Here is a 20,739-nt window from a genome sequence, read left to right as displayed (position 1 = left end):
AATCGAAAAAGTCGGGGTTGCCCGTCGTGGTGAAGACGATCTCGTCTTCGCCAAAGTCAATCGTGGCGATCTGGTCGTTGTTTTCATCCGCACTGATCGTGCGGCCCCAGTTCTCCGGCGCAAAGTCACCCGTAAAGCCGAGCGTGGGCTCATCGCCCAGGCTGGCCGCACTGATCATGTACTGGAAGCTGCCGCAACCGTCGATGATCGGACCGTTGCTCGGATCATCGTCCATGACCGTAATGTCAAAGGCAAAAGCGTCCATGCAGGCCATCGTGCCGGTCAGCACCATGCTCGGGATCAGCAGCGCCTGACAGTTCTCGTTCAGCGTCAGGTTCAGCTCACCCACGCAGGCGTAGAGCGGCTGGATGAAGTCCACCGTCACGATCACTTCGGCCGTGCTCACGTTGCCGTTCACGTCCTCGGCCGTGATCGTCACCGGAACCTCGCCGATGTCGTCGCAACCAAACTCCAGCTGGCTGGCCGTCAGGCTGGCTACGCCGCAGGCGTCCGTGGCGCTGGCCAGGTCGGCCACCGTCAGGCTCGCAAAGCCGTCCTCGTCCAGTACAATCATCTGGGGCGTCGTCGTGATTACCGGGGGAATGTTGTCAATTACCGTTACCACGGCATCGCAGCTGTTTTCGTTGCCGTTGTTGTCCGTGACCGTCAGCACCACGTCAACCTCACCCACGTCGTCGCAGCTGAAGTCCGTAATGTCCAGTTCCAGGCTCGCGATGCCGCAGGCATCGTTGCTACCGTTGTCCACGGCACCTGCACTCGTGCTGCCATTACCGGCCGCGTCCAGAATGACGTCTACGTCCTGACACAGCGCCTCGGGCGCTACGTTATCTTCTACCGTCACGGTAGCCGTACAGGTGTTTTCGTTGCCGTTGACGTCCGTGACCGTCAGCGTGACGGTTACCTCGCCAACGTCGTCGCAGCCGAACTCGTCGATGTCCAGCTCCAGGCTCTCAATGCCGCAGGCATCGTTGGAGCCATTATCAATGTCTTCGGCGTCAATGCCGCCTTCGCCAAACTCGTCGAGCTCCACCAGGCCATCCTGGCACAGCGCTTCGGGCTGCACGTTGTCCACCACGACGACCGTGTAGTCACAGCCCACCACTTCGCGGTTCGGACCGGGGAGGTTGGGGTTGTTGAACACCAGACGGCGCGTGATGTCTTCGCCGACGTCCTCACAGTCAAACATCCGGGCCGTCGGGCCACCCATCGTGAAGGGTCCACTCAGGTAGTCCAGGTTGGGGCAGTTGTCGTCCGTGATGCTGATCAGCGCCAGGTCGTTGGGCATCTCGGCCTCACCGTTCTCGTCCAGTTCCACCGTAACCGATTCTTCGCACTCCAATACGGGTAGCGTGGGGTCCACGACCGTGACCGTGTAGTCACAGCCGACCACCTCTCCGCCGCCGTTGACGTCGTTATATACCATACGGCGTTCGAAGGTCAGTCCGACGTCAGCACAGTCGAAGGTGCGGGCACTGGGGCCACCCACCGTGAAGGGACCACCCAGGTTTTCCAGGCAGTTGTCCATGATGCTGATCAGGGGAAGATCGTTGGGGTACGTCACCGTACCGTCTTCGCCGAGCTCCACCGTGACCGCTTCCTCGCATTCGAGGACGGGGGTGGTGTTGTCGACGATGGATACCGTAGCGTCACAACTGGCGCTGTTACCGGCCTCGTCAAAGACCGTCACCGGAATGACGTTGGGCGTGGTAGTGACGTCTCCACAATCAACGACGAAGCACTGATCAAAGGGCATCAGATCAACCATACAGTTGTCCGTAGCCTCAAAAAGATCAATGTCGCAGTAGGTGCCCTCGCCGTTTTCGTCCAGTTCGATCACAATGTCGTTACAGGTGACCATGGGGTCAATATTATCCTGCACATCTACCTCAACTTCGCATTCCCCACTATTACCATTACCGTCGTTGATGGTCAGGGTAAGAATAACGGGCTGGGCTGGGTCAACGTCATCGCAGTCGAAGGTTCTTCCGCTGGGGCCGCCCACGGTAAAGGGACCGTTGGGGTTAGCGGCACAGTTGTCGCTTTCGCTGATCACCGCCAGCGCGTTGATATCGGCCTGAGAAACCTCAAACCCATCCATTGGAACGTCGGCGGGTAGTTCGATGATGATGGTCTCTTCGCAGACCAGGACGGGGTCGACGTTATCTTCTACCGTTACTGTCGTCATACAGGAGCTGGAGGCTCCGTTGATGTCCATGATCGTATAGGTTACCTGAACATCACCGATGTCTGCACAATCGAAAGTATTGGGCGAAACGCTAGGGCTACCAGGAGCAAGTCCACAATCCGCAGTGCTCCCACCGTCAACCTGGGCGGGGGTAAGACTTGCCATGCCGTTACCGTCCAGCTGTACGGTAGTCGGGGTACAAACGGCGTTGGGAGGATCGCAACAGAAATTCATGTCGTCCTCAACCGTAACGCTTACCGTACAGGTCCCAAAATTATTATCGGTATTTGCGTCGTAGTACTGGAATACCACGTCGAAGGTGCCTACGTCATCGCAATCGTACGTTGGTTCTCCCGAGAAGGCCAGGAAAGCAGGCTCGGTGGTACAGTTATCGTCGTAGGTCAGCAGAATGCTGTTCAGGTCAGGATCACTCCAGGTGAACATTCCATCACCCCCTAGCTGGGCCGTGAACGTCGTTTGACAGGTAACCGTTGGGGCCGTTTCGTCTCGGAATTGCACCAAGAAGTTACAGTCGTCATTTTCGTTTCCGGCTTCGTCCCGTAGGGTGAAGTTGACCGTGACGATTTGCTCACCATTATATACGGTACCCGGAGCGGGCGTCTGTACGATGCTCTCCAGTCCGCAGTTTTCGGTGACTTCGGTAAGGTTGGTGATGGCGGCGGTGAAGGACGTGGCATCACAGCCCGCATCAAATATGGGATCGATTACAAAATCGATGTTGTCCCCAACCGAAACGTTGAGAAAAATTTCGTAGAATTCTCTATTCCCAAAGCCAACGGGGATATTTAAGAATTGGTAAATCTCGATACCATTTTGGAAAATCCGGACGTGGGCGCCGTCGCCACAGTTACCGTCCCGGTCAAAGAAATCACCGGAAATCATGAGGCTACCGTCCACGGAGCTGGTCCAGCGACGGACGGCCCAGGCGAGATCATCTACCCCGGGGTGACCACCGAATTGGTCAATAAATGGAGTAGCAAAAGCCTGGGTTCCCTCCCATTGGGTACCCGAGAAGTTCGGCAGCTGGTTGAAGTTGGCGGCGTCGAAAGCGGCATAGCGGCCGTATTGCCAACCGTTGGTGCCCTGGGTGCCGGAGAAATCAGCGGAGCTGTTGGCGATTTCCGTCCCCAGTTCCGTGATGAAATTGGGCATCATCGCCGAGCAGTTTTCGTCCAACGTTACCGTTTGGAAGTCAAGACAGTTGACCGTGGGGGCCGTACCGTCGACTACCGTTAGGGTGTACGTACAGTCGGCAAAGTTCCCGGCGTCGTCGGTTGCCCGGATGGTGACGATGTTGTCCCCGAGGCCAACGGGCGTACCCGGAGCGGGAATTTGGCTGAGAACCGGGTCGGGGTCACAGTTATCGGTGGCCGTAGGAAGGCCACCACTGAGGAAGTCACCAAGAATGTGGGTACAATCTGCCCCCGCATTGACGGGCGCAACGGTACCCGGGCAGGACACCATCGGGTCTTCAGTATCGTTCCCGGTGACGGTAAAGGTCTGGGTAACGTTGATGGAGTTGCCCGCCGCGTCGGTGACGCTGTAGGTACGCGTTACCGTTCCGCCGTTATCCATATCACTCACAAAGGCGACTACGGGAACGTCTTCGGGGCAGATTTCGATGGTTTGATTAGCATTAAGGGAGCCGGGAGAGTTATCGGCGGGGCCGGACCAGGTGAATTCAACGTAGCGGTTACCCGTACCGGTCAGCTGTAGGCTGCGGCCTACCGGGGTAGTATCATCTTCATCCACGCCGATGTCGGTGGAGGTCATGCCGTTGGCCGGACCGTTTGTGGCGGTGAAGGAGCCGTCGTAGCTGATGAATAGGAGTACGTTATTACCGGGGTCCACCAGCGCGAGGCCTTCCGTTCCGTTCTCCAGGCCGGGAATCAGGAAATTCACCGCTCCGAACCCGTTCATTTCGTCGTCGATGACGCCACTCAGCGCGGTGGTACCGTCCTCGGTGCCGGCGCCGTCGTACTGAACGATGCTGTAGCCCGACAGGTCCGTGCCGGCCACTCCGGCAATTTCCACGCCTTCTCCAGCGTCCACTCCGACGTTATCGTAGTGGATTTCGTTGATCCACACCGCCATACCGCCCATCGCGCAAGGAATGGTGCAGTTATCGGCTTCGTCGGTCACGACTTCGGGATCGGGGTCGGGAATATCGGCCACGCAGTCTACGGATTCGCCGGGGGGATTGCTGGCCGTGGGGGGGGTATTGTCCACTCCTGCGTTAACGGTCCTGGAAGTCGTCGAAACGCAGCTCGTTCCACTGAAGGCCTGATCGGTTACCGTGATGGTGTAGGAACCGTCGGGCAGTCCGGTGAAGGCGCCCGTATTATTGGTCATGTTGGTGGGGCCGCTGATGGCGTACACCAGAGGACCGTTGCTCGTCGTGGCCGTAATCGTGATGGAGCCATCGTCGGCGCCGGGGCAGCCTTCATCAGAAACCGCTACGTTGGTGATGGCCAGATCGCACATGGGACCGGCGCCCGGCGTGGCGTTAGTGGCACTGACGTTGTCGATGGTGACGACTTCCGTACCGGCATTTACGTCTACGCAAACGCGAATCCGGAAAGTGGAGGCGGATATTCCGGAGGCCCCAACGTTGTTGGCCGTTCCCAGAAGGTTATTATTATCAGTGCCATTGGTGTACTGGATAGTGTTGGCTCCACCACCCACTACATTCGGTATTTCAATCCAGGTACCGCTTCCGTCCACTTCGTATTCTACGGAAATATAGTCTGGAGCCTCAAAGTCAAACCAGGTAAGATCGACTTCAAAACTGGTGGTTCCACCAGTAATGGTAAGCACGGGACTAACCCAGCAAGCCTCCTCATCCGTATCAAAGGTTTCCAGCACACCGGCATTATTGGTGGCGAAGCGGTCTTCATCGTCGATACCGGAAAGGTCACCTTCGATCGTCCAGTTTACGCCGGCAAAATCGTTATTATTACAGGTTGTACCAAGGTTACCCGAGCACGCCATGGCCGCGTTAGGAGGGCCATCAAGGATACCCTTGTTTGGCGTATCAAAGGTTTCCATATACTGGCCCTGAAGGGAAGTGGTTGAAACCAACAGCAGCGATAAGACTATTCCACTAAGCCCGAGGAGGGAGTAGACGTGTTTCATGGATTACGTTTTTAGGTCGTGGTGGGCACGAAGAGGCTCCACATAGATAGACCTTCAAAAATACACAGAAATATTGGCTTGGAGGATTTAGCCGTCAAAAACACCATTTTAAAAATAAAATTCAGGTAAAAACCCCCTAAAAACCGGGGTATGGCGCGGGTGACGCCTTGGTTTTCGCAAGACTCCATTCAATTTGGGCATGCGACGGAGCGCAGGTGCCGAGATAATGACGGAAGGACAGAAGGAATGAAGGATTGAATTAACCTCAAGGCAGTCATTCAACCCTTTATTCTTTTTGCTATCTACTCCTTACAACATTGCACCCCGGCTGAGCACGAGGATTCCGCTTCGCTGCACCTGCGCGCAGCGCCCCAATAAAAATTATCCGAAACCAGGTAAAAGTACTTTACAAGCGCCGGCAACGCACCCCAACTTCCCGTTCGATGCGCATGATTTCCCGCTGACCGATGGGGTTGGGCAGGGCAAAAAGGTTTTCCAGTTTCCCCTCGTGTTTGGCGGTAATGCCCTCCAGGCTGGTGACTTGGTTGTCGTTCAGGTAAACCTCCTTGAGCTGGACCAGCCCCTCCAGTTCCCGCACATTCACCAGTTTGTTGGACTGTACGAACAAGCCCTGCAGATTCTTCGCTCCTTCGATTCCGTGGAGGGAACGGATCTGGTTGTTGTGCATGTACAGGGTCTTCAGCCGGGTCAGTTTCGCCAGGGGCACCATGCTTTCCACCTGGTGGTAATTCAGCACCAGGAGGTTCAGGCGGGTGAGTTCCGCCAGACCGCTGAGGTTGGTCAATTCAAAGCTCAGGTTCGGGAAAGGCCCCGTGGGGCCCACAAAGCGCATCACTTCGATGCCCGGTACTTCCTTCAGTTGCTTATCGGAGGGGCTATCTTCGGTTTCTCCGTTATTTAGGACACACTGATTAATGGCGCGTTTCCACTGGGGTTCCAGGTCACTCCACCACTGTTTAAGTTCTGCTAAGGTCATGTTCTAATGGTAAAAAATTTGGCGCTTCCTCCCTGAATGGAGGAAGCGCCAAGATAAGCCTTCCGGGGAAGGAGAAAAACGTCAATGGCCGCTAACTGCGGGACGGATAAGTGCCCTGTAGAGCAATACAATAATTCACCGCCAGCGAGGGCATGTCGATGTTGAAGGATTGTCCGCCCCCCTGGTTATCGGTGGCGAATTGCCGCAGAAAAGCCCCGTTGGTGGGTGCTCCTACGTACAGGTCTTCATCCGTGATGGAAAAAACACTGTTCACCGGAGATTCACCCTCCGCGTCATCGGAAGTAACGGGGAAGGCAATTCCATGATTGTGGGTCGGCATATTGGCGGTGGACATCGTCATGTTGTCAACCCCGCCTTGCTGCCCCCAACGGTAGGTGGGCAGACCGGGGCCGGTGCCGTCCGACATATGGACCCGTCCCCGTAGTTCGGGAAGTTTAAAGGTCGTTCTGCCGTCGCCTCCGTAGGTAGTTCCCAGCAGGGAAAACAGGGCGGTATACTGGGAAATGGCGAGGAGGTCACCGTTACAGAAGGCCCATCCCCGTGGTGCGAAATTGAAGCCGAAGGGCTGTATTTGTCCAATAAATGGAGTCATGATATTTGCTGTTTAGGGTGGGTTAGTTACGGGAAGGGTAAATGCCAACTAAGGCGATGCAGACGTTCATCGTCAGGTAGGGCTGCAGGTTATTCATTTCTGAAGAATTTCCCGAAGCGGCCGTTGAGAAGCTTCGGTAAGATTCTCCGGCGGAAGCCGTCGAGGCGTAAGCCGGAAATTCGCTTTTGGCCAAGGTGTTCCCGGAAGCTTCGGGTGTGGTGGCGTCGCTACTCGTGACGGGCATCCGGACGCCGTGGTTGTGTGCGGGCAATTGACTGAGGTTCAAAAAATTGCTAGCGGTGCCACTTTTTTGTCCGATGGGGCGGGGGCTAAGTCCGGGTCCCGATCCTTCGTGGACCATTACCCGGCCCCGGAAATCGGGCAGCCCGAAGGTGGTTCTGCCGTCACCACCGTAGATGGTACCCAGCAAGGAGAAGAGGGCGTCGTTTTGGGAGATGGCCAGTAACTGACCGTTACACTTGGCCCAACCGCGGGGGTTGAAGTTGAACCCAAAGGTTTGAATTTGACCAACAAATGGTTGCATGTTGCTTGTTTTTTTGGGTTACCGTTTAGTTTCTGGAGGGGAACAATCCCTGGAGGGCAATGCAGATATTGACCACGAGGTAGGGTTGCATATTGTTTATTCCCTGATTGCCACCGGCATTCCCCGAATTAAAGGGTTTGTAGAATTGGCTGGCCCCCGGGGTCGGGCTGTAGTGCGGATCGGAAGCCGAGCCCACTACCTGTCCGTTGGGTTCGTCACCACCGCCGTCGTCGGAGGAAACGGGGACACTAACAATATGACTGTGCGGGGGCAGCTGGGTGACGTTCAGGAAGGTTTGCTCGCTACCGTATCGCTCTCCGAGTCTTCGATCTGGCAGTCCCGGTCCATTGCCAAAATGCACGGGCGTACGTCCTCGCAGGTCGGGAAGAGCAAAGGAGGTTCTGCCGTCGCCCCCGTAGGTAGTGCCCAGGAGGGAATACAGCGATTGATTAGCGTTGATAGGCAGAATTTGCCCGTCGCATTTTGCCCAACCGCGGGGGGCAAAATTGAACCCAAAGGCCTGTATTTGGCCGAGAAATGGTTCCATAGATGGTGTTTTTCTGTAGTCCGGGTAAATGCCCCGTTACTACTGGTGAATGAATTGGGCGACCGTACGATCTCCCCGACGCTTAAGTTGAATGGTCTGGCCGGCAGCCGTCCGGGCCAGTAGTCCGTGATTATCCCGCTTCAGGATGGCCGTAAGCCCCAGCAGTTGCGTGGCCTGGCCCTCCGAAAGCGCTGTACTCTTCCGAATCATCCGATGGTAATCCGAAACCAGGGTGCGCTCGGCAGGGGATAATTCTGAAAGGTTAACGGAGGGGCGGCTCGCCAGCAAAGGGCTGGCACCGAGGATTCCGGCACCCACCAGGGCGGCATTGCGAACAAATGATCTTCTTTCCAAAGTCTACATGGTTTATTCCTAGCGATTACTAAGGCCGAAAAAATAGCCTGGCCTAGTGAGCAAGAGATGATGAAATATAGGAACCCAGGAGGGGAAAGCCCGAGGCTCTTTCCGATTATTTGAGAAAAATAGGTGAAAACCCTCATACGTTCCCCGGCAAATCACCTACTAAAGCCCGAAGGCGCCTTTTCATACAATATAAATCGGCTATTCTGACGAAAAGTAGGATTAATCTTTATTTCATCCCAGCCGTTCAGAACATTGTTCCAAAGTATTTCCTCCGCTTAACGGACCCAATGGCATGAAATTCCCCAAACTTACCCGAAGAACTTCGCCGCAAAATTCGTCCATCCCGGTGGATGACCTGGGCTTCGGCGACAAGGTTGCCCGCATCCCCGGCACCCGCCTGGTCAACGATGACGGAAGTTTCAATGTCGTCCGCCGGGGACGTTCCGTTTTTGCCCCCTATCAGGAACTGGTGGAAATGAGCTGGCCCCGTTTTCTGATGCTGACCGTAATGGTCTACGCCATCCTCAACCTGGTTTTTGCGCTTGGCTTTGTGTTGATCGGAACGGACTCCCTGACCGGCATCGACTCCGAAGCCAGCTTCGGGAGTCGGTTTTTGAGCGCCTTTTTCTTCAGCGTACAGACCTTTACCACCGTGGGCTACGGCACCATGGCTCCGGACGGCGTGGCCGCCAACGTACTGGCGTCCTTTCTCGCCCTTTTCGGCTGGGTGGCCCTGGCCGTGGTCACCGGCCTCTTTTACGCCCGATTTGCCCGCCCCACCCGCCTGATCCTCTTCAGTGATCATGCCTTAATTGCCCCCTACGCCCCCACGGGCAAAAGCCTGCAGTTTCGCATCGCCAACAAGCGGGACACCAAACTCATCAACGTCAACGCGCGCATAGTGCTTACCTGGCTCGAGATAACGGGAGGTGAGGTCAAGCGGCGCTTCGCGCCGCTGCAACTGGAGCGAGACAAGGTTCCACTTTTCCCCCTGAACTGGACGGTGGTCCATCCGATATCGGAGGAAAGCCCGATTTATAACTGGACCAAGGAAGATTTTAACCACCGGCATTCGGAGCTGCTCATTATGATCGAGGGGTACGACGAAAGCTTCGCCCAACAGATTCACGTCAATAATTCATACACCCACGACGAGATCATCTGGAACGCCCGCTTCGAGCCCATGTACTTTGAGGCGCCCGCCTCCACGGAACTTCACCTGGACCGCATTGGTCGGCACCAGGTCCTGGAAGAAGAATAGATGAGTTGAGCCCCTCAAGGGGGTATTAGCCGGCGATGAGTTCCAGTCCCCGGTCGATCAGTCGATCAACGGAGGCCTTGCCCTGGGTACTGAAGGTTCCCTCCGCCCGGTTCGCCAGCAGCACGGACAGGCTGGCCGCCCGGTGCCCGAGGGCATTGGCGAGGCCGTACAAACCGGAGGTTTCCATTTCGATGTTCGTGATGCGGGTACCCGCGTGGCGCCATTTTCTCAGACTGGTGAGCAATTCGGCATGGAGGGCCGACGGCAGTCGTAGGCTTCTTCCCTGGGGGGCGTAGAATCCGGCCGCGGACATGGTGATTCCCCGGGGAAGGTCGGTCGCCCGAGCGAGCGCCGGAGGCAGCTCGGGATGGACAATTACCGGTGGAACGGGAAACGCCTGTCCCTCCCGGGTAAGGTAATCCTCCAGTGCTTTTCCGGTGGTGTTATCCCCCTCCGTTCCCGGGTAGAAGGGAAGCAGGCCATCGGCCGCCAGGGCTCCCTCGGAAAGCAGGAAGGTATCGAGCGCGAGGTCCGGCTGGAAGGAACCGCTGGTGCCAAGGCGGATGAACTCCAGGGTAGTAAGTTTATCCTTGATGGTTCTTCGCTGGAGGTCAATGTTGAACATGGCATCCAGCTCGTTGAGTACGATATCGACGTTGTCCGTACCGATCCCGGTGGAAATGACGGTAAGCCGCTTACCGTTTAACTCCCCGGTATGCGTTACGAACTCCCGGGCTTCCACCCTTAGCTCCACCCGGTCAAAACGTTCGCTCACGCGAGCGACCCGCTCGGGGTCTCCTACCGTAATGATCGTGCTGGCCACCTGTCCGGGAGATAAATGCAGGTGATATAAACTACCGTCGGGGCGGATAATGAGTTCACTGGCGGGAATCAAGGGCGCTTATTTTGGGTTCGTACTGGTTGAAAAAACGGGCCCGGTACCCCGGGATACTACCCGGAATTGAACCGGTAGTGGGACCGGATAAACCTAGCACTTAATTGGCGAAATTAAACAGGCCATTTAAGTTGATGACCGTTTGGGTTTCCCGAAGCTAGTGGGAAACATTTTTCTGAAGAAGACCATCGGGTCTCCCTGCTGTGGCGTACTTGGGGCAAATAGGTGCGACCAGGTCAGCGATTAGGCCGGATTCAGGAGTGCCTTGACCGATTTCTTGAGCCCCATTTCCGTAATCTCACTACGCCAGTGATGGCTAACGGCCTTGCCCCGATGGACAATAATTGCCTGGGGAGTCTGGTGCTCGACCCCAAGCCGCTCGGCAATTTCTTCCTTCAGCTCCGGCGTATACTGGACCACAATTCCGTGGATATCCAGATCGTGCTTGGCGTGAGCCACTTCCATTTGGGCCTGAGCACTGAAGGGACAACTGGCGCTGTGCTTAAATATTACGATGGGTTTCTCCTCGCTTGCCTGAAGGGCCGTATCCAAATCGGCCGAAGTATGCATGATGTAAAACATAGCCACCTAACGGAGTATTCCCCCGGAGGGTTCTGCTCGGAGGCGAGATATTCTCATCTTATCCGCTCGTTCGGCCGGGGATGTTCAGTTTGCGAAATTGAAGAGGCTCCCCGAACACCCGCTCGGCCGACCAGCCCGCTCGTTCCTCGCGTCTGGGCGGACGAGCCATACCTTCCTTCTTCCCTCTTCCGTCTTAACCTCAGCCTTAACTTTCTCCTCAGCGTCCTTCCTTTCGCCGGATAAATCCAGCGCTACTGAAACAGTAAAGTTTTTGGGAAGGGGCTTACTCTTCACACCAACTCGGCCGACCAGCCCGTTCGGCCCTCGCGTCTGGGCGGACGAGCTAGGCCTTCCTTCTTCCTTCTTCCGTCTTCCTTCTTAACCTCAGCCTTAGCCTCAGCCTCCACCTAAAACCTACTCCTTACCGGTAGTTTTCCCGGAACCACCCCTTATAGGAATCCACGGAGCGGGCCTTGAGAATCTCCCGGTAATTCGTCTGGGAGACGGCGTAAACGTCGTAGTTGAACTTCCCGGCATTGAGGAATTCCCGGTCGTTCTGTTCGGCGTTGTTGAGATAATCCATCGCAGCCTGCCCGGATTTAAAGCGACGCAGCACCAGTGCGGGCACGTCATTCTCCTTACCGAGGTAGACGTTCGTGATCCGCAGTCGGTCGAGCTTATTGTATTCGTTATTGAATTTGTTGACGGACACCTTCGCTTCGTTAAGATCAACCTCTTTATCGTTGAAAACCACAATGATGTAGTGGAGCTGGTCCATCGAAGGCTTAAAGCTGCCACCCACGTCGGTATTTCTTCCCGGAAGTCGGGCGCCCGTTTCTCCGAGCAAGCGTAAAATTTCTTTAGCCCGGGTCTGCTCGGGAGTGTTCTCAAACTGGGCAACCACCTGGCGGAGGGCCGCAACGTAGGCTGCTCTTCCCTGTAGATTGCCCGTAGTCATGGCCAGCAGGAGTGCATAGCGTGGTTTCAGAGGGTGTTGCCCCAGCAACTCTCCCCTACCCTTTTGGGCCATTTGGTGGGCCACTTCGTACTGCCCCTTTTCGAAGGCCGCGTAGGCGGCCTCGTATTCCCGCATGAGCTTGTTTTCCTCGTTTTTGAGGGTAGCGGCGTAGGTGGGATCATTGGCCAGACGCTCATACTTTGAGCCCCGGTACCGGCGGGACAGTTTATCGGCGTATTCTGCCGCCTTAGCAGTATTTCCCTCCTCCTGATGAATCAGATAGAGATAGTACCAGCTTTCTGCTTCTCCGTTGGCCTCCGGGAACCGATTGTTCAGGGCCTCGAAGGCATCAATGGCCGCCGGGTTGTCCCGCAGCCGATCCCGCAGCTCCCGCCCCAGATCGAAATAATGCTGGGAGAGTTGGAGGGACATGGACTTGCGGGCCGCATCCGTGGTGGGGATTCCCTCCAGAATCTTATTGATCTCATCTTCGGTGATAAGGGTAACGTCTTCCTCCGTGGGGTCTCCGGAAGTGGCATCCCCCTCATCTTCAAAAATGGCCCGGTCCGTCCGGCTACTCCGACGCCAGTCATCCGTCAGGGGGCGGTCGCCCCACTCCCGTTCAAAGTCCCGGCGTCCACGCCGTAAAGAAGAGGCGTTGTAGGCGAAGAAGGTGCTGTTTCCAATGGAGGCTACCGGAGCGGATCCGCGCTGGGGCTGATCCGTGGCCGTATTGGCCAGCAGGGCCGCTTCGGCGCGCTGGGCTTCAAAAATACCTTCGGCCCATTCCTGCCGCCGTTCGGGAGACATATTCCCGATGCGCAGCAGACTATCCTTGCGCTCAATGTTCAGCAGGTTCTCCGCAATATCGTTGAGCTGATCCCGACGCTGCAGGGTAACCGGGTATCGGCTGTCCCCCTGTTGCATCACGGTCAGGGTGGTATCGTAGTAGAGTTTAGCCTCCAGGTAGTCACTGTCCTGGTAGGCCAGGTCTCCGAGCAGTTTGTAGGCCTCCATGCGCTGGACCGGGCCGGCCGAGGGGCTGTCGAGTGCTTCCCGCAGGTATCCCTGTCCGGCCACTACGTCTCCGTTGCGCAGCGCAATGGCCGCCATGGAGAACAGGATCTGGCTTTCGTAGGGGATGTTTTTGTCCTCCCGGGCCATTCTCTCCAGGCGTTTCAGGGCTTCCTCCGCAGTCCCCGTACCGCTCAGGTAAGCATTCTGGGCCAGGTTTAGCCGGGCGCCGAGTTCCAGTTCGTAGGTGGGGCGCGCCGCGATTGCCGACTCAAAGGCCTTCGCCGCTCCGGACGGCTGCTGCAGTTCCTGATACAGCTGCCCGGCGATGTAGTAGTAGCGGGCACTTTCGTTCCTTTCCTTCGCCACCGCTGCGGCCTCCTCCAGGTACGGAATGGCCTCCTCATAGCTTTCCTGTTCCAGATAGAGGAATGCCTGCACGGCCATGGCCTTGCGGCGGATGTCGGGGAAAGTTCCCCGATTCGCCCGCAGGTCTTCCAGAATGAGTTGGGCCTGATCGAAATTATCCCGCTTAATCAGCGTCCAGGCCAGCCAGAGGCGTCCCTCCTGAAAGGCCGGTCGGTGCTTGAGGGCGTAGCTTCCGGATTTTTTGCCGTAGGCTTCCGTACCCGTGCCCAGGTTGGCACTGGTATTGAAAATGGAGATCATCCCCACGGGGCCTTCCTCCTGCTCGGGCTGCGTAATTTCGGGTTCGTCTTCGAGGCCGGTTACGGCCGAGGTATCGGGGCGGGTGCGGGGAGGAAGCTTGATGCCTTTTTTACGGGCCCGGGCGCGTTCTTTGCGCTCACGGTCGCGCTCCTTCGCCTTCCGTTTCCGTTCCTTGTCCCGTTCCTTGTTCAGTTTCCGACGCTCCTTCTGGGCCTCCTTCCGGGCCCGTAACCGGTCGCGACGGTCCTGGGCGGGATTCTCTTCCACCTCGCGGCGGCTCACAAATTCTTCCTCCGGACTGTCCTCCTCCTTGGCGCCCTTCCGCCGCTTGGTTTTCTTCCGCTTGGGACGGGGACGGAATTCATTAACCATGAAGCGCAACGTCTTTTCGGCACTTTCGTAGTCCTGCTTGACCAGCTGGGCCTGCCCCACCAGCAAGTAGGCGTCATCCACCCAGTTGCTGTAGGGATGCTTCTTCACTACGATGGCCACCTTTTCGATGGCCCGGTCGAGTTCCCCGGAAACCGTGGAGGTATTGTCCACTGCCAGAAAGGGGAACATCTCCAGTCGCTGGGTGTAGTTGTCTACGTGCTGCTCGTCAAGGGTGAGCAAGCTTTCGGTCATGATTTCCTTGGCATTGAAGTAGCCGTTGTAGTGGGAGTTGGTGTTGTGCCAAAGTTTGGCGATCGCTCCCTGCTCGTCGCGCCGTTTGGTGGAGGCACAACTTGAAATCAAGACCTGAAAGGCCAATAGCAGAAAAAGAAATTGCGTTAGCTTCTTCAAAATCAGATGACTTTTGTTCCGTGCACCGGGGAAATGGTCTCGGAACCGAGAAAGTAATCGCCCGTCGGGCGTAGTATCTTTGCCGCTCCCCGGCAAATTGAAATCGGAGGCGCAAAGGTACAAAGCCTCATTCGTCTTCGGGTCAGTGGATTGAACGCCGAAGGATTAGACTAAAGTGTGGGGTACCCACAATTTTAAAAATGCACCTTCATGGAGGAAACCAAGACTAAATCGGGCTGGTGGGCCCGCTTCAAAAACAGCAGTAAGGATGAATACCAGCTGGTCATCCGGGACGTAAAAAGTTACCAGGAGGTGGGCAGCTATAACCTTACGCCCCTCAACCTTTACGTCGCCCTGTCCACCCTGCTCTTTCTGGTCGCCATTTTGGTATTCTTACTCATCGCCTACACCCCCTTGCGCAAATACATCCCCGGCTACGGTGACGTTGTCCAGCGGCAGGAGATGAACGACCTCCAAAGCATCGTCGACGATCTCACGGGAGAACTCGAACGGCAGAACCTATACATTGACAACCTCCTGCGCAACATCCACGGCGAGGTCGTGACCAGTGCCGATCTGGAAGCCCAGGGCGGCCTGGTGGACACCACGGACGCCGAGCCCGTACCGCTTTCTGAAGAAGAAATCCGGTTGCGTCGGGAAATGGCTCTGGAAAGAGTGGGACAGTCCAGCCGGAACAACGACGGCTCGGCTCCCCTGCCGGGCAGTGACGACGTCCCCCTGGCCCAGCTCTTCCTGGTGGCTCCGGTTAGCGGGGAAATCAGCGCCGGGTTCAACATCTCCGAAAATCATCTCGGCGTCGACATCCTGGCGCCCCAGAACACGGCCATCAAGGCCGCCCGGGACGGTATCGTCTTCATCAGCGAATTCACCAGCGCCAACGGCAACGTGATTGGCATCCAGCACGATAACAACCTCATCACCTTCTACAAGCACAATTCCCAGTTGCTGAAAAAGGTGGGCGACCGGGTGAAGGCCGGAGAGGCGGTCGCCATCATCGGCAATACGGGCGAACTCACCAGCGGCCCCCACCTGCACTTTGAGCTCTGGCACGAAGGTCGGGTGGTGGACCCCACGGAGTACCTGAGGTTTTAAAATGATTGAAGGAAAGTAGGATTGAAGGAAAAATAAGCATCCGGTTACGATGGTCCCGGGTTCCACGAAGCTCGTCGGGATCATCAATTCCAAGGTGATTGCGACGGAGCGCAGGTGCCGTGAGTTAGGCTTGAGGATTAAGGCTTTAGGCAATAGAGGCAGCACAGGCAAGCCAAAGGAATAAGTACGAAAGAGGTAACTGGATCAACATCCAAGCTTCTCAATCCGCATACCCGGCTGAGGACGAGGGTCCCACTTCATTGCATCCCGGCAGAGCACGAGGATGCCAACTAATCACGATAAAAGTAGCGTCAGACGGAAGGATTGAAAGACAAAGGCAACGCTCTTCCGGAGCGTCCGCGTACGCAGGCTCCGCGGAGGGATAATGGGCAAATCTTGTGTTTCGTAGGATTCGCACCAGTAGTGCTCCACCGATTCAATTCATTCCCTCCGTCATTCAATCCCTCCGTCATTCAATCCTTCCGTCATTCCGTCCTTCAATCCTTTGCTCTTCGGCTAAGCTTTGCACCCGCGTGCTCGACAACAAAAAAAGGTGCACCCCCAGCGGAGATGCACCCGTAATTTCGAGTTGATGTCGGAGCGATTTATACGCCCTCCGACAGCGGAATGGGGAAGCGTTCCCACACGTCGTCTCCCGGACGGTCGATCGGCAAATCCTGCAGACGGCCGTAGCGGCGGAGGTCAAACATCTGGTGCCCCTCGCCCCACAGGGAGTAGGTACGCTGCATGATCAGTTCGTCAATCAGCGCCTCCTGGGTTTCGGGACCGGAATAGTCCGGCAGTCCCGCCGCATTACGCACGATGTTAAGGCCCTGAATGCCTTCGTCAAGGTCATTGTTGTTGATGTTGGCCTCGGCCCAGATCAGGACCAGCTCCTCGTTGCGGATGATGTCGATGGGCGAGGTCGCCGTCGCGTAGAGCGCCGTTTCAAAGTCGCCCGTCAGGCCGTCCTGGACGGTAGCTTCCACCCGCATGCGGAATTTGTCGAGCCGGTTATCTCCGGCCTCCGCGTTATCGATGATGCGGGGGTGCACCACCAACTGATCACCACTCTGACCGGGTGCCTTGAACAGGGGATTGAGGATGTCACCCGCAGCCGTACTGAAGATGTGCTCCGGGCCGACCGAAAGGTCTCCCATCAGGTCCAGGAAGCTGTTGTTTACGTAGGTGAGTGCCTCGGAGTACCGTCCAGCCCGGGTGGCTACGCGGGCGGCCAGCGCCCGGTTAACCAGGCCGAAAGTGGCGGGCGTGTTGAAGTCGTCAAAACCGCTGGACAGCGCAAAGGCGAACTCCGCTCCACTGAGCTGGCTGAAGCCTTCGTCGAACAGCGCCAGAATGGCATCGTAACCGGCTTCCTTACTGAGGTAAGGGCCAAGATTATCGGGGTCAGCGACGTCCACCCGGACGCCATTTTCGTCCAGAAAATCCAGAATCTGGCTCAGCATCAGGGCCTTGACCGTATTGGCAAAGCCACGGTAGCCGGCCGCCTCGGCGGCGGAAATCTGATCGGTGTTGTTGACCGCCTCCAGCAAAATGTTGGCGTTTTTCACCACCCGGTAACGGGTGCTGAAGGGTGCCGTCAGGTAAAAGGTATTGGCGTCCAGCACGGCGTCATCCTTGCCGAGCAAATCCTCCGTATTCCGGGGGTCAGCATCGAAAATATAGAGTTCGCGGGCCACCGTACCGGAAGCCGTTACGTAGGTACCGAAACCGTTCCGCATCCGGGCTTCAATCCCGGACACCAACAGGTTCAGTTCCTGGGGGGAAGCGTTGGATAAGACGCTGTTGAGACTCGGCCCGTTGGGGTCGAACTGCTCGTCGATCTCGCAGGAAGGCAACCAAAGCACCAGGGCGAGAAGCGGCAGCATTACGCGAAGTGCGTGATAAAATTTCATAGTTTATTTTTTTACTGGTCATCACCAGGGGGTGATCACTAGTGAATCGTTTAGAAATTAACTCCGAGGTGGAAGTAGAACTGCTTGGAAGACGGGAAGGGCGTAACCTCAATGTTCGTCGACAAGCCGGAACCACCCTTGGTGGACGTTTCGGGATCGTAGGAGCTGTAGTCCGTGATCGTGAAGATGTTACGGCCGGATACCCCGATCTTCAGTCCCTGAATGAAGTCGCTCTGCAGGGGCACGCGGTAGTACACACCCGCCTCCCGCAGACGGAAGTAGGAGCCATCCTCAATGAAGGAGCCCAGATCGTCAAACTCCCGGGGCGTCGTACCACCGATGTCGGTCAGCAGGCGCGTCAGGTTCAACACGTCGCTGCCTTCGCGCCAGTGGAAGAGGAAGTTGATGTCCAGACGGTTGTTGATCGTCAGGTTGTTGTTCCACCCGAACTGGAAGTCCGGCTCGGTGTCTCCGTTAATCTCGGGACCGTTGTCGCCGTTGTTCCACAGGCCGGTGATGGGGCTACCCTCGTCGATGAAGAAGGTACCCAGGCCAAGACCGAAGGCCACGCCCGGAGGCACGAAGCTGGGAATGTCCTCACCGGCATCGCCGTCGGGGATACCCAGGCGGGTTACTTCACTGCGGTTGTACCAGAAGTTCATGGTGGTACGGTAATCAAACTTAGGCGTGCGGATGGGGTTCAAGCCTAACTGCAGTTCCAGTCCCGTATTCCGCAGATCGAGGTCGTTGCGGATCTCGTTACCGAATCCGGAAGAGGTGGGCAGTGAGCGCGCGTAGAGCAGGTCCTTCACGTCACGGATGTAGTAGGTGGCAGACAGGTTAACCTTATTCTGTAGTAAACCTACGTCCACCCCAAATTCAAGTTCCGTACTCGTTTCGGGCTCCAGTTCGCTGTTACCCTGGGAGCCGGTAACGGTAAAGCCGGCCTGCCCGCCGATGTTCACGGGAGCGAGGGAGGTAAAGAGCGATCCGAAGTCGGCGCTGTTTCCGGTCTGACCGTAGGCGATCCGGGGCTTGAACTGGTTGATGATGCTGTTCTGGTTCCAGAAGTCAAACTCCGTCAGGTTCAGCGCCAGCGAGGCCCGGGGGAAGGCGAAGAATTTATTGGGGTCACCGTTGAGGGAAGACTTATCGAAGCGGATACCCACCGTAGCGATGATCTTATCCTGGAAGTTGATCTCCTCCTGGGCGATGATACCAAATTCCTCCACCGTGCTCAGGGCCTGGGTGATGGACTGAGCACCACCCTGGGTGAGGTTTTGCTGCAGCGGAATCAGCTGCGTGGTCTGGTTGTAGACGAAGTCATTGTCGAAGTTCAGGTAGGTAATTCCCGCCTGCGTTGTGAAGTTGATGCCACTATCGGTGTAGTAGTCATGCTTGGCAATGGCGCTGTAGTTGTAGTTGAACACATTGTTCTTACCTACGCCAAAGAAACCGTTCTGCAGGCCGCGCTGGGACTGGAAGGTTTCGGGCACGTAAACCTCCGTCTGGTTCAGGAAGAAGTCAAGACCACCGTTGAGGATCAGGCTCAACACCTGATTGTCCGTTTGCAGGGCCTTGAAGTTTACGTTGATGCCCTGAAGGACCCGGTTGATGTTTTCCTCGTTGCGGGTCTGATCCCGGGTTTGCAGGGGGTTACCGGCAAAGTTGGGGTTATCGGGGTAAACGCCGTTTTCGTCGGGGAACAGATTGACCCAGTCGCGGGTGAAGGCCAGGGTATAACCGTAGCTCAGTCCCCCTTCGTTCTCATTTCCGGAGAAACTCCGGTTGGCCGTGGACTGTACGTAATTGGTGTTGGACTGCACCGTGAGGCGATCACTGAATTTGTGGGTGATGTTCAGGCGCGTGGTGAAACGCTCGTAGCCCGTATTCAGGATGATGCCGGCTTCGTCGCGGTAGCTACCACTCAGGAAGAAGCTCGTCTTGCCGTTGCCGCCGCTGATGCGGAGGCGGCTGTCGCTGATGAAGCCCTGCTCTCCGTAGATTTCGTCTTCGTAATCAAAGACTTCTCCCCGGGCCTGGGCGGCTTCGAAGAGGGCACGGTCCGCGGCGCTGAATTCGTCTTCTACCTGCTGGGGCGTGAAGCTGCGTCGTCCGACCTTACGGATGATGGTATTGAAACCGAGGTCCTGGTTGAAACTTACCTCCGTCCGTCCGGCTTCTCCCTTCTTGGTGGTGATAATGATTACCCCGGCGTTGGCCCGGGTACCGTAGATGGCCGCCGCGGAAGCCCCTTTAAGCACCTCCATGCTGGCGATGTCGTCGGGGTTGAGGTCGGCCAGGCGGTTGGAAGCTCCTTCTTCTGAACCGGAGTTGGCCCCGGAAGCAAAGCGGGATCCGCTGGGGATTTCCACGTTGGAGATGTACACCCCGTCTACGATGATGAGTGGCTGGTTGTTGCCGGAAAGGGAGGAAATACCGCGCAGGCGCACCGCGTATCCACCACCGGGAGCTCCCGTGGTCTGGGTGATATTCACCCCGGTAAGTTTCCCGTACAGGGCCCCGTCGACCGTTTGCTGGCTGGTAACGCCCGCCAGTTCGTCACCGCTTACGGTGGAGACGGCGTTAGCCAGGTTCGTTCGTTTGATGGTTGAGGCAAGCCCGGTAACCACAATCTCTTCCAGGTTGGCCACGTCTTCCTCCAGGGTGATGCTGACCGGCCCCGAGCTGGGGCTTACGGAAACCACCTGGGAGGCAAACCCCGTGTAGCTGAAGCGCAGTTGGTCTTTCCCTTCGGGGACGTTGATGGTGAAGTTACCGTCCAGGTCCGTTACGGTACCCGAAGTCGTGCCAACCACCTGAATGGACACCCCGATGAGGGCTTCTCCGTCAAAGTCCTTGACGGTACCGGATACCGCATACTGCGCCAGGAGGGCGGATTGAAAGAAAAGGGCAAAGACCAATAACAGGCCCGCCCGCTCTAAGTAAAATCTCATGAATGATTAGGATCTAGTGAGCAAATAGGAAGTTAATCGTACACCGCCGGCAATTGAGCCTCTCAAGAACAATCCCTCCGGGGTGCGCTATAGAATAACGAATCCAATGTTTGGTTCGCGGCGCAGATTACAAAATTTTATAACGGCACCGCAATAATTGTCGGA

Annotated in this window: 13 protein-coding genes; 2 read left to right on the top strand and 11 right to left on the bottom strand. The window is 56.6% G+C overall.

From position 1 onward, the window contains the following. The 6 genes from E1J53_RS19860 to E1J53_RS19835 form a co-directional block, all read right to left on the bottom strand. Window positions 1–5,362, bottom strand: a 5,362-nt coding sequence (locus E1J53_RS19860) for an HYR domain-containing protein (protein ID WP_154640252.1), incomplete at its 3' end; no start/stop codon positions are given. Window positions 5,363–5,768: 406 nt separating this feature from the next. Continuing rightward, window positions 5,769–6,359, bottom strand: coding sequence for a leucine-rich repeat domain-containing protein (locus E1J53_RS19855; RefSeq protein WP_134273902.1), 591 nt, complete (start codon window positions 6,357–6,359; stop codon window positions 5,769–5,771). Between the two features lie 91 nt (window positions 6,360–6,450). Next, complete coding sequence (locus tag E1J53_RS19850; protein ID WP_134273904.1) at window positions 6,451–6,972, bottom strand: phage tail protein; 522 nt, start codon at window positions 6,970–6,972, stop codon at window positions 6,451–6,453. Between the two features lie 22 nt (window positions 6,973–6,994). Continuing rightward, complete coding sequence (locus E1J53_RS19845; RefSeq protein WP_134273907.1) at window positions 6,995–7,516, bottom strand: phage tail protein; 522 nt, start codon at window positions 7,514–7,516, stop codon at window positions 6,995–6,997. A gap of 25 nt (window positions 7,517–7,541) precedes the next feature. Beyond that, entirely contained in the window at window positions 7,542–8,063 is a 522-nt protein-coding gene (locus tag E1J53_RS19840) for a phage tail protein (RefSeq protein WP_134273909.1), read from the bottom strand. Window positions 8,064–8,102: 39 nt separating this feature from the next. After that, entirely contained in the window at window positions 8,103–8,417 is a 315-nt protein-coding gene (locus E1J53_RS19835) for a hypothetical protein (protein WP_134273912.1), read from the bottom strand. Between the two features lie 301 nt (window positions 8,418–8,718). Between E1J53_RS19835 and E1J53_RS19830 the strand changes: the two genes are divergently transcribed. Next, window positions 8,719–9,687 carry an ion channel gene (locus E1J53_RS19830; RefSeq protein WP_134273914.1) on the top strand — a complete coding sequence of 323 codons (969 nt, stop codon included), beginning with the start codon at window positions 8,719–8,721 and terminating at the stop codon, window positions 9,685–9,687. Window positions 9,688–9,712: 25 nt separating this feature from the next. Here E1J53_RS19830 and E1J53_RS19825 read toward each other — a convergent pair whose 3' ends face one another. The 3 genes from E1J53_RS19825 to E1J53_RS19815 all read right to left on the bottom strand — a co-directional run bounded on the left by E1J53_RS19825 (window position 9,713) and on the right by E1J53_RS19815 (window position 14,588). Next, entirely contained in the window at window positions 9,713–10,582 is an 870-nt protein-coding gene (locus E1J53_RS19825; RefSeq protein WP_134273917.1) for a nucleoside phosphorylase, read from the bottom strand. 243 nt (window positions 10,583–10,825) lie between these two features. Continuing rightward, window positions 10,826–11,152, bottom strand: coding sequence for a monothiol bacilliredoxin BrxC family protein (locus E1J53_RS19820; RefSeq protein WP_173021574.1), 327 nt, complete (start codon window positions 11,150–11,152; stop codon window positions 10,826–10,828). Window positions 11,153–11,585: 433 nt separating this feature from the next. Beyond that, window positions 11,586–14,588 (bottom strand): tetratricopeptide repeat protein, encoded by a 3,003-nt coding sequence (locus E1J53_RS19815; RefSeq protein ID WP_134273923.1) that lies wholly within the window; start codon window positions 14,586–14,588, stop codon window positions 11,586–11,588. A 210-nt stretch (window positions 14,589–14,798) separates the two neighbouring features. Between E1J53_RS19815 and E1J53_RS19810 the strand changes: the two genes are divergently transcribed. Beyond that, on the top strand, window positions 14,799–15,701 hold the full coding sequence (locus tag E1J53_RS19810; RefSeq protein WP_134273926.1) for a M23 family metallopeptidase: 903 nt from the start codon (window positions 14,799–14,801) through the stop codon (window positions 15,699–15,701). Window positions 15,702–16,306: 605 nt separating this feature from the next. On the opposite strand, the gene E1J53_RS19805 is transcribed toward E1J53_RS19810, so the two are convergent. Both E1J53_RS19805 and E1J53_RS19800 read right to left on the bottom strand, forming a co-directional pair. Then, window positions 16,307–17,617 (bottom strand): RagB/SusD family nutrient uptake outer membrane protein, encoded by a 1,311-nt coding sequence (locus tag E1J53_RS19805; RefSeq protein ID WP_134273929.1) that lies wholly within the window; start codon window positions 17,615–17,617, stop codon window positions 16,307–16,309. 50 nt (window positions 17,618–17,667) lie between these two features. Continuing rightward, window positions 17,668–20,574 (bottom strand): SusC/RagA family TonB-linked outer membrane protein, encoded by a 2,907-nt coding sequence (locus E1J53_RS19800; protein ID WP_134273932.1) that lies wholly within the window; start codon window positions 20,572–20,574, stop codon window positions 17,668–17,670. Between the last annotated feature and the right edge of the window lie 165 nt (window positions 20,575–20,739).

Source organism: Lewinella sp. W8 (assembly GCF_004375085.3).
Taxonomy (GTDB): Bacteria; Bacteroidota; Bacteroidia; order Chitinophagales; family Saprospiraceae; genus Neolewinella.
This window is presented reverse-complemented; position numbering and strand designations above follow the sequence as displayed.

Bases quoted from the DNA above. Each gene is read 5' to 3' on its own strand.
- E1J53_RS19810 (WP_134273926.1), top strand. From the start codon at position 14,799: ATGGAGGAAACCAAGACTAAATCGGGCTGGTGGGCCCGCTTCAAAAAC.
- E1J53_RS19845 (WP_134273907.1), bottom strand. From the start codon at position 7,516: ATGCAACCATTTGTTGGTCAAATTCAAACCTTTGGGTTCAACTTCAAC.
- E1J53_RS19800 (WP_134273932.1), bottom strand. From the start codon at position 20,574: ATGAGATTTTACTTAGAGCGGGCGGGCCTGTTATTGGTCTTTGCCCTT.
- E1J53_RS19830 (WP_134273914.1), top strand. From the start codon at position 8,719: ATGAAATTCCCCAAACTTACCCGAAGAACTTCGCCGCAAAATTCGTCC.
- E1J53_RS19820 (WP_173021574.1), bottom strand. From the start codon at position 11,152: ATGCATACTTCGGCCGATTTGGATACGGCCCTTCAGGCAAGCGAGGAG.
- E1J53_RS19850 (WP_134273904.1), bottom strand. From the start codon at position 6,972: ATGACTCCATTTATTGGACAAATACAGCCCTTCGGCTTCAATTTCGCA.
- E1J53_RS19840 (WP_134273909.1), bottom strand. From the start codon at position 8,063: ATGGAACCATTTCTCGGCCAAATACAGGCCTTTGGGTTCAATTTTGCC.
- E1J53_RS19855 (WP_134273902.1), bottom strand. From the start codon at position 6,359: ATGACCTTAGCAGAACTTAAACAGTGGTGGAGTGACCTGGAACCCCAG.
- E1J53_RS19805 (WP_134273929.1), bottom strand. From the start codon at position 17,617: ATGAAATTTTATCACGCACTTCGCGTAATGCTGCCGCTTCTCGCCCTG.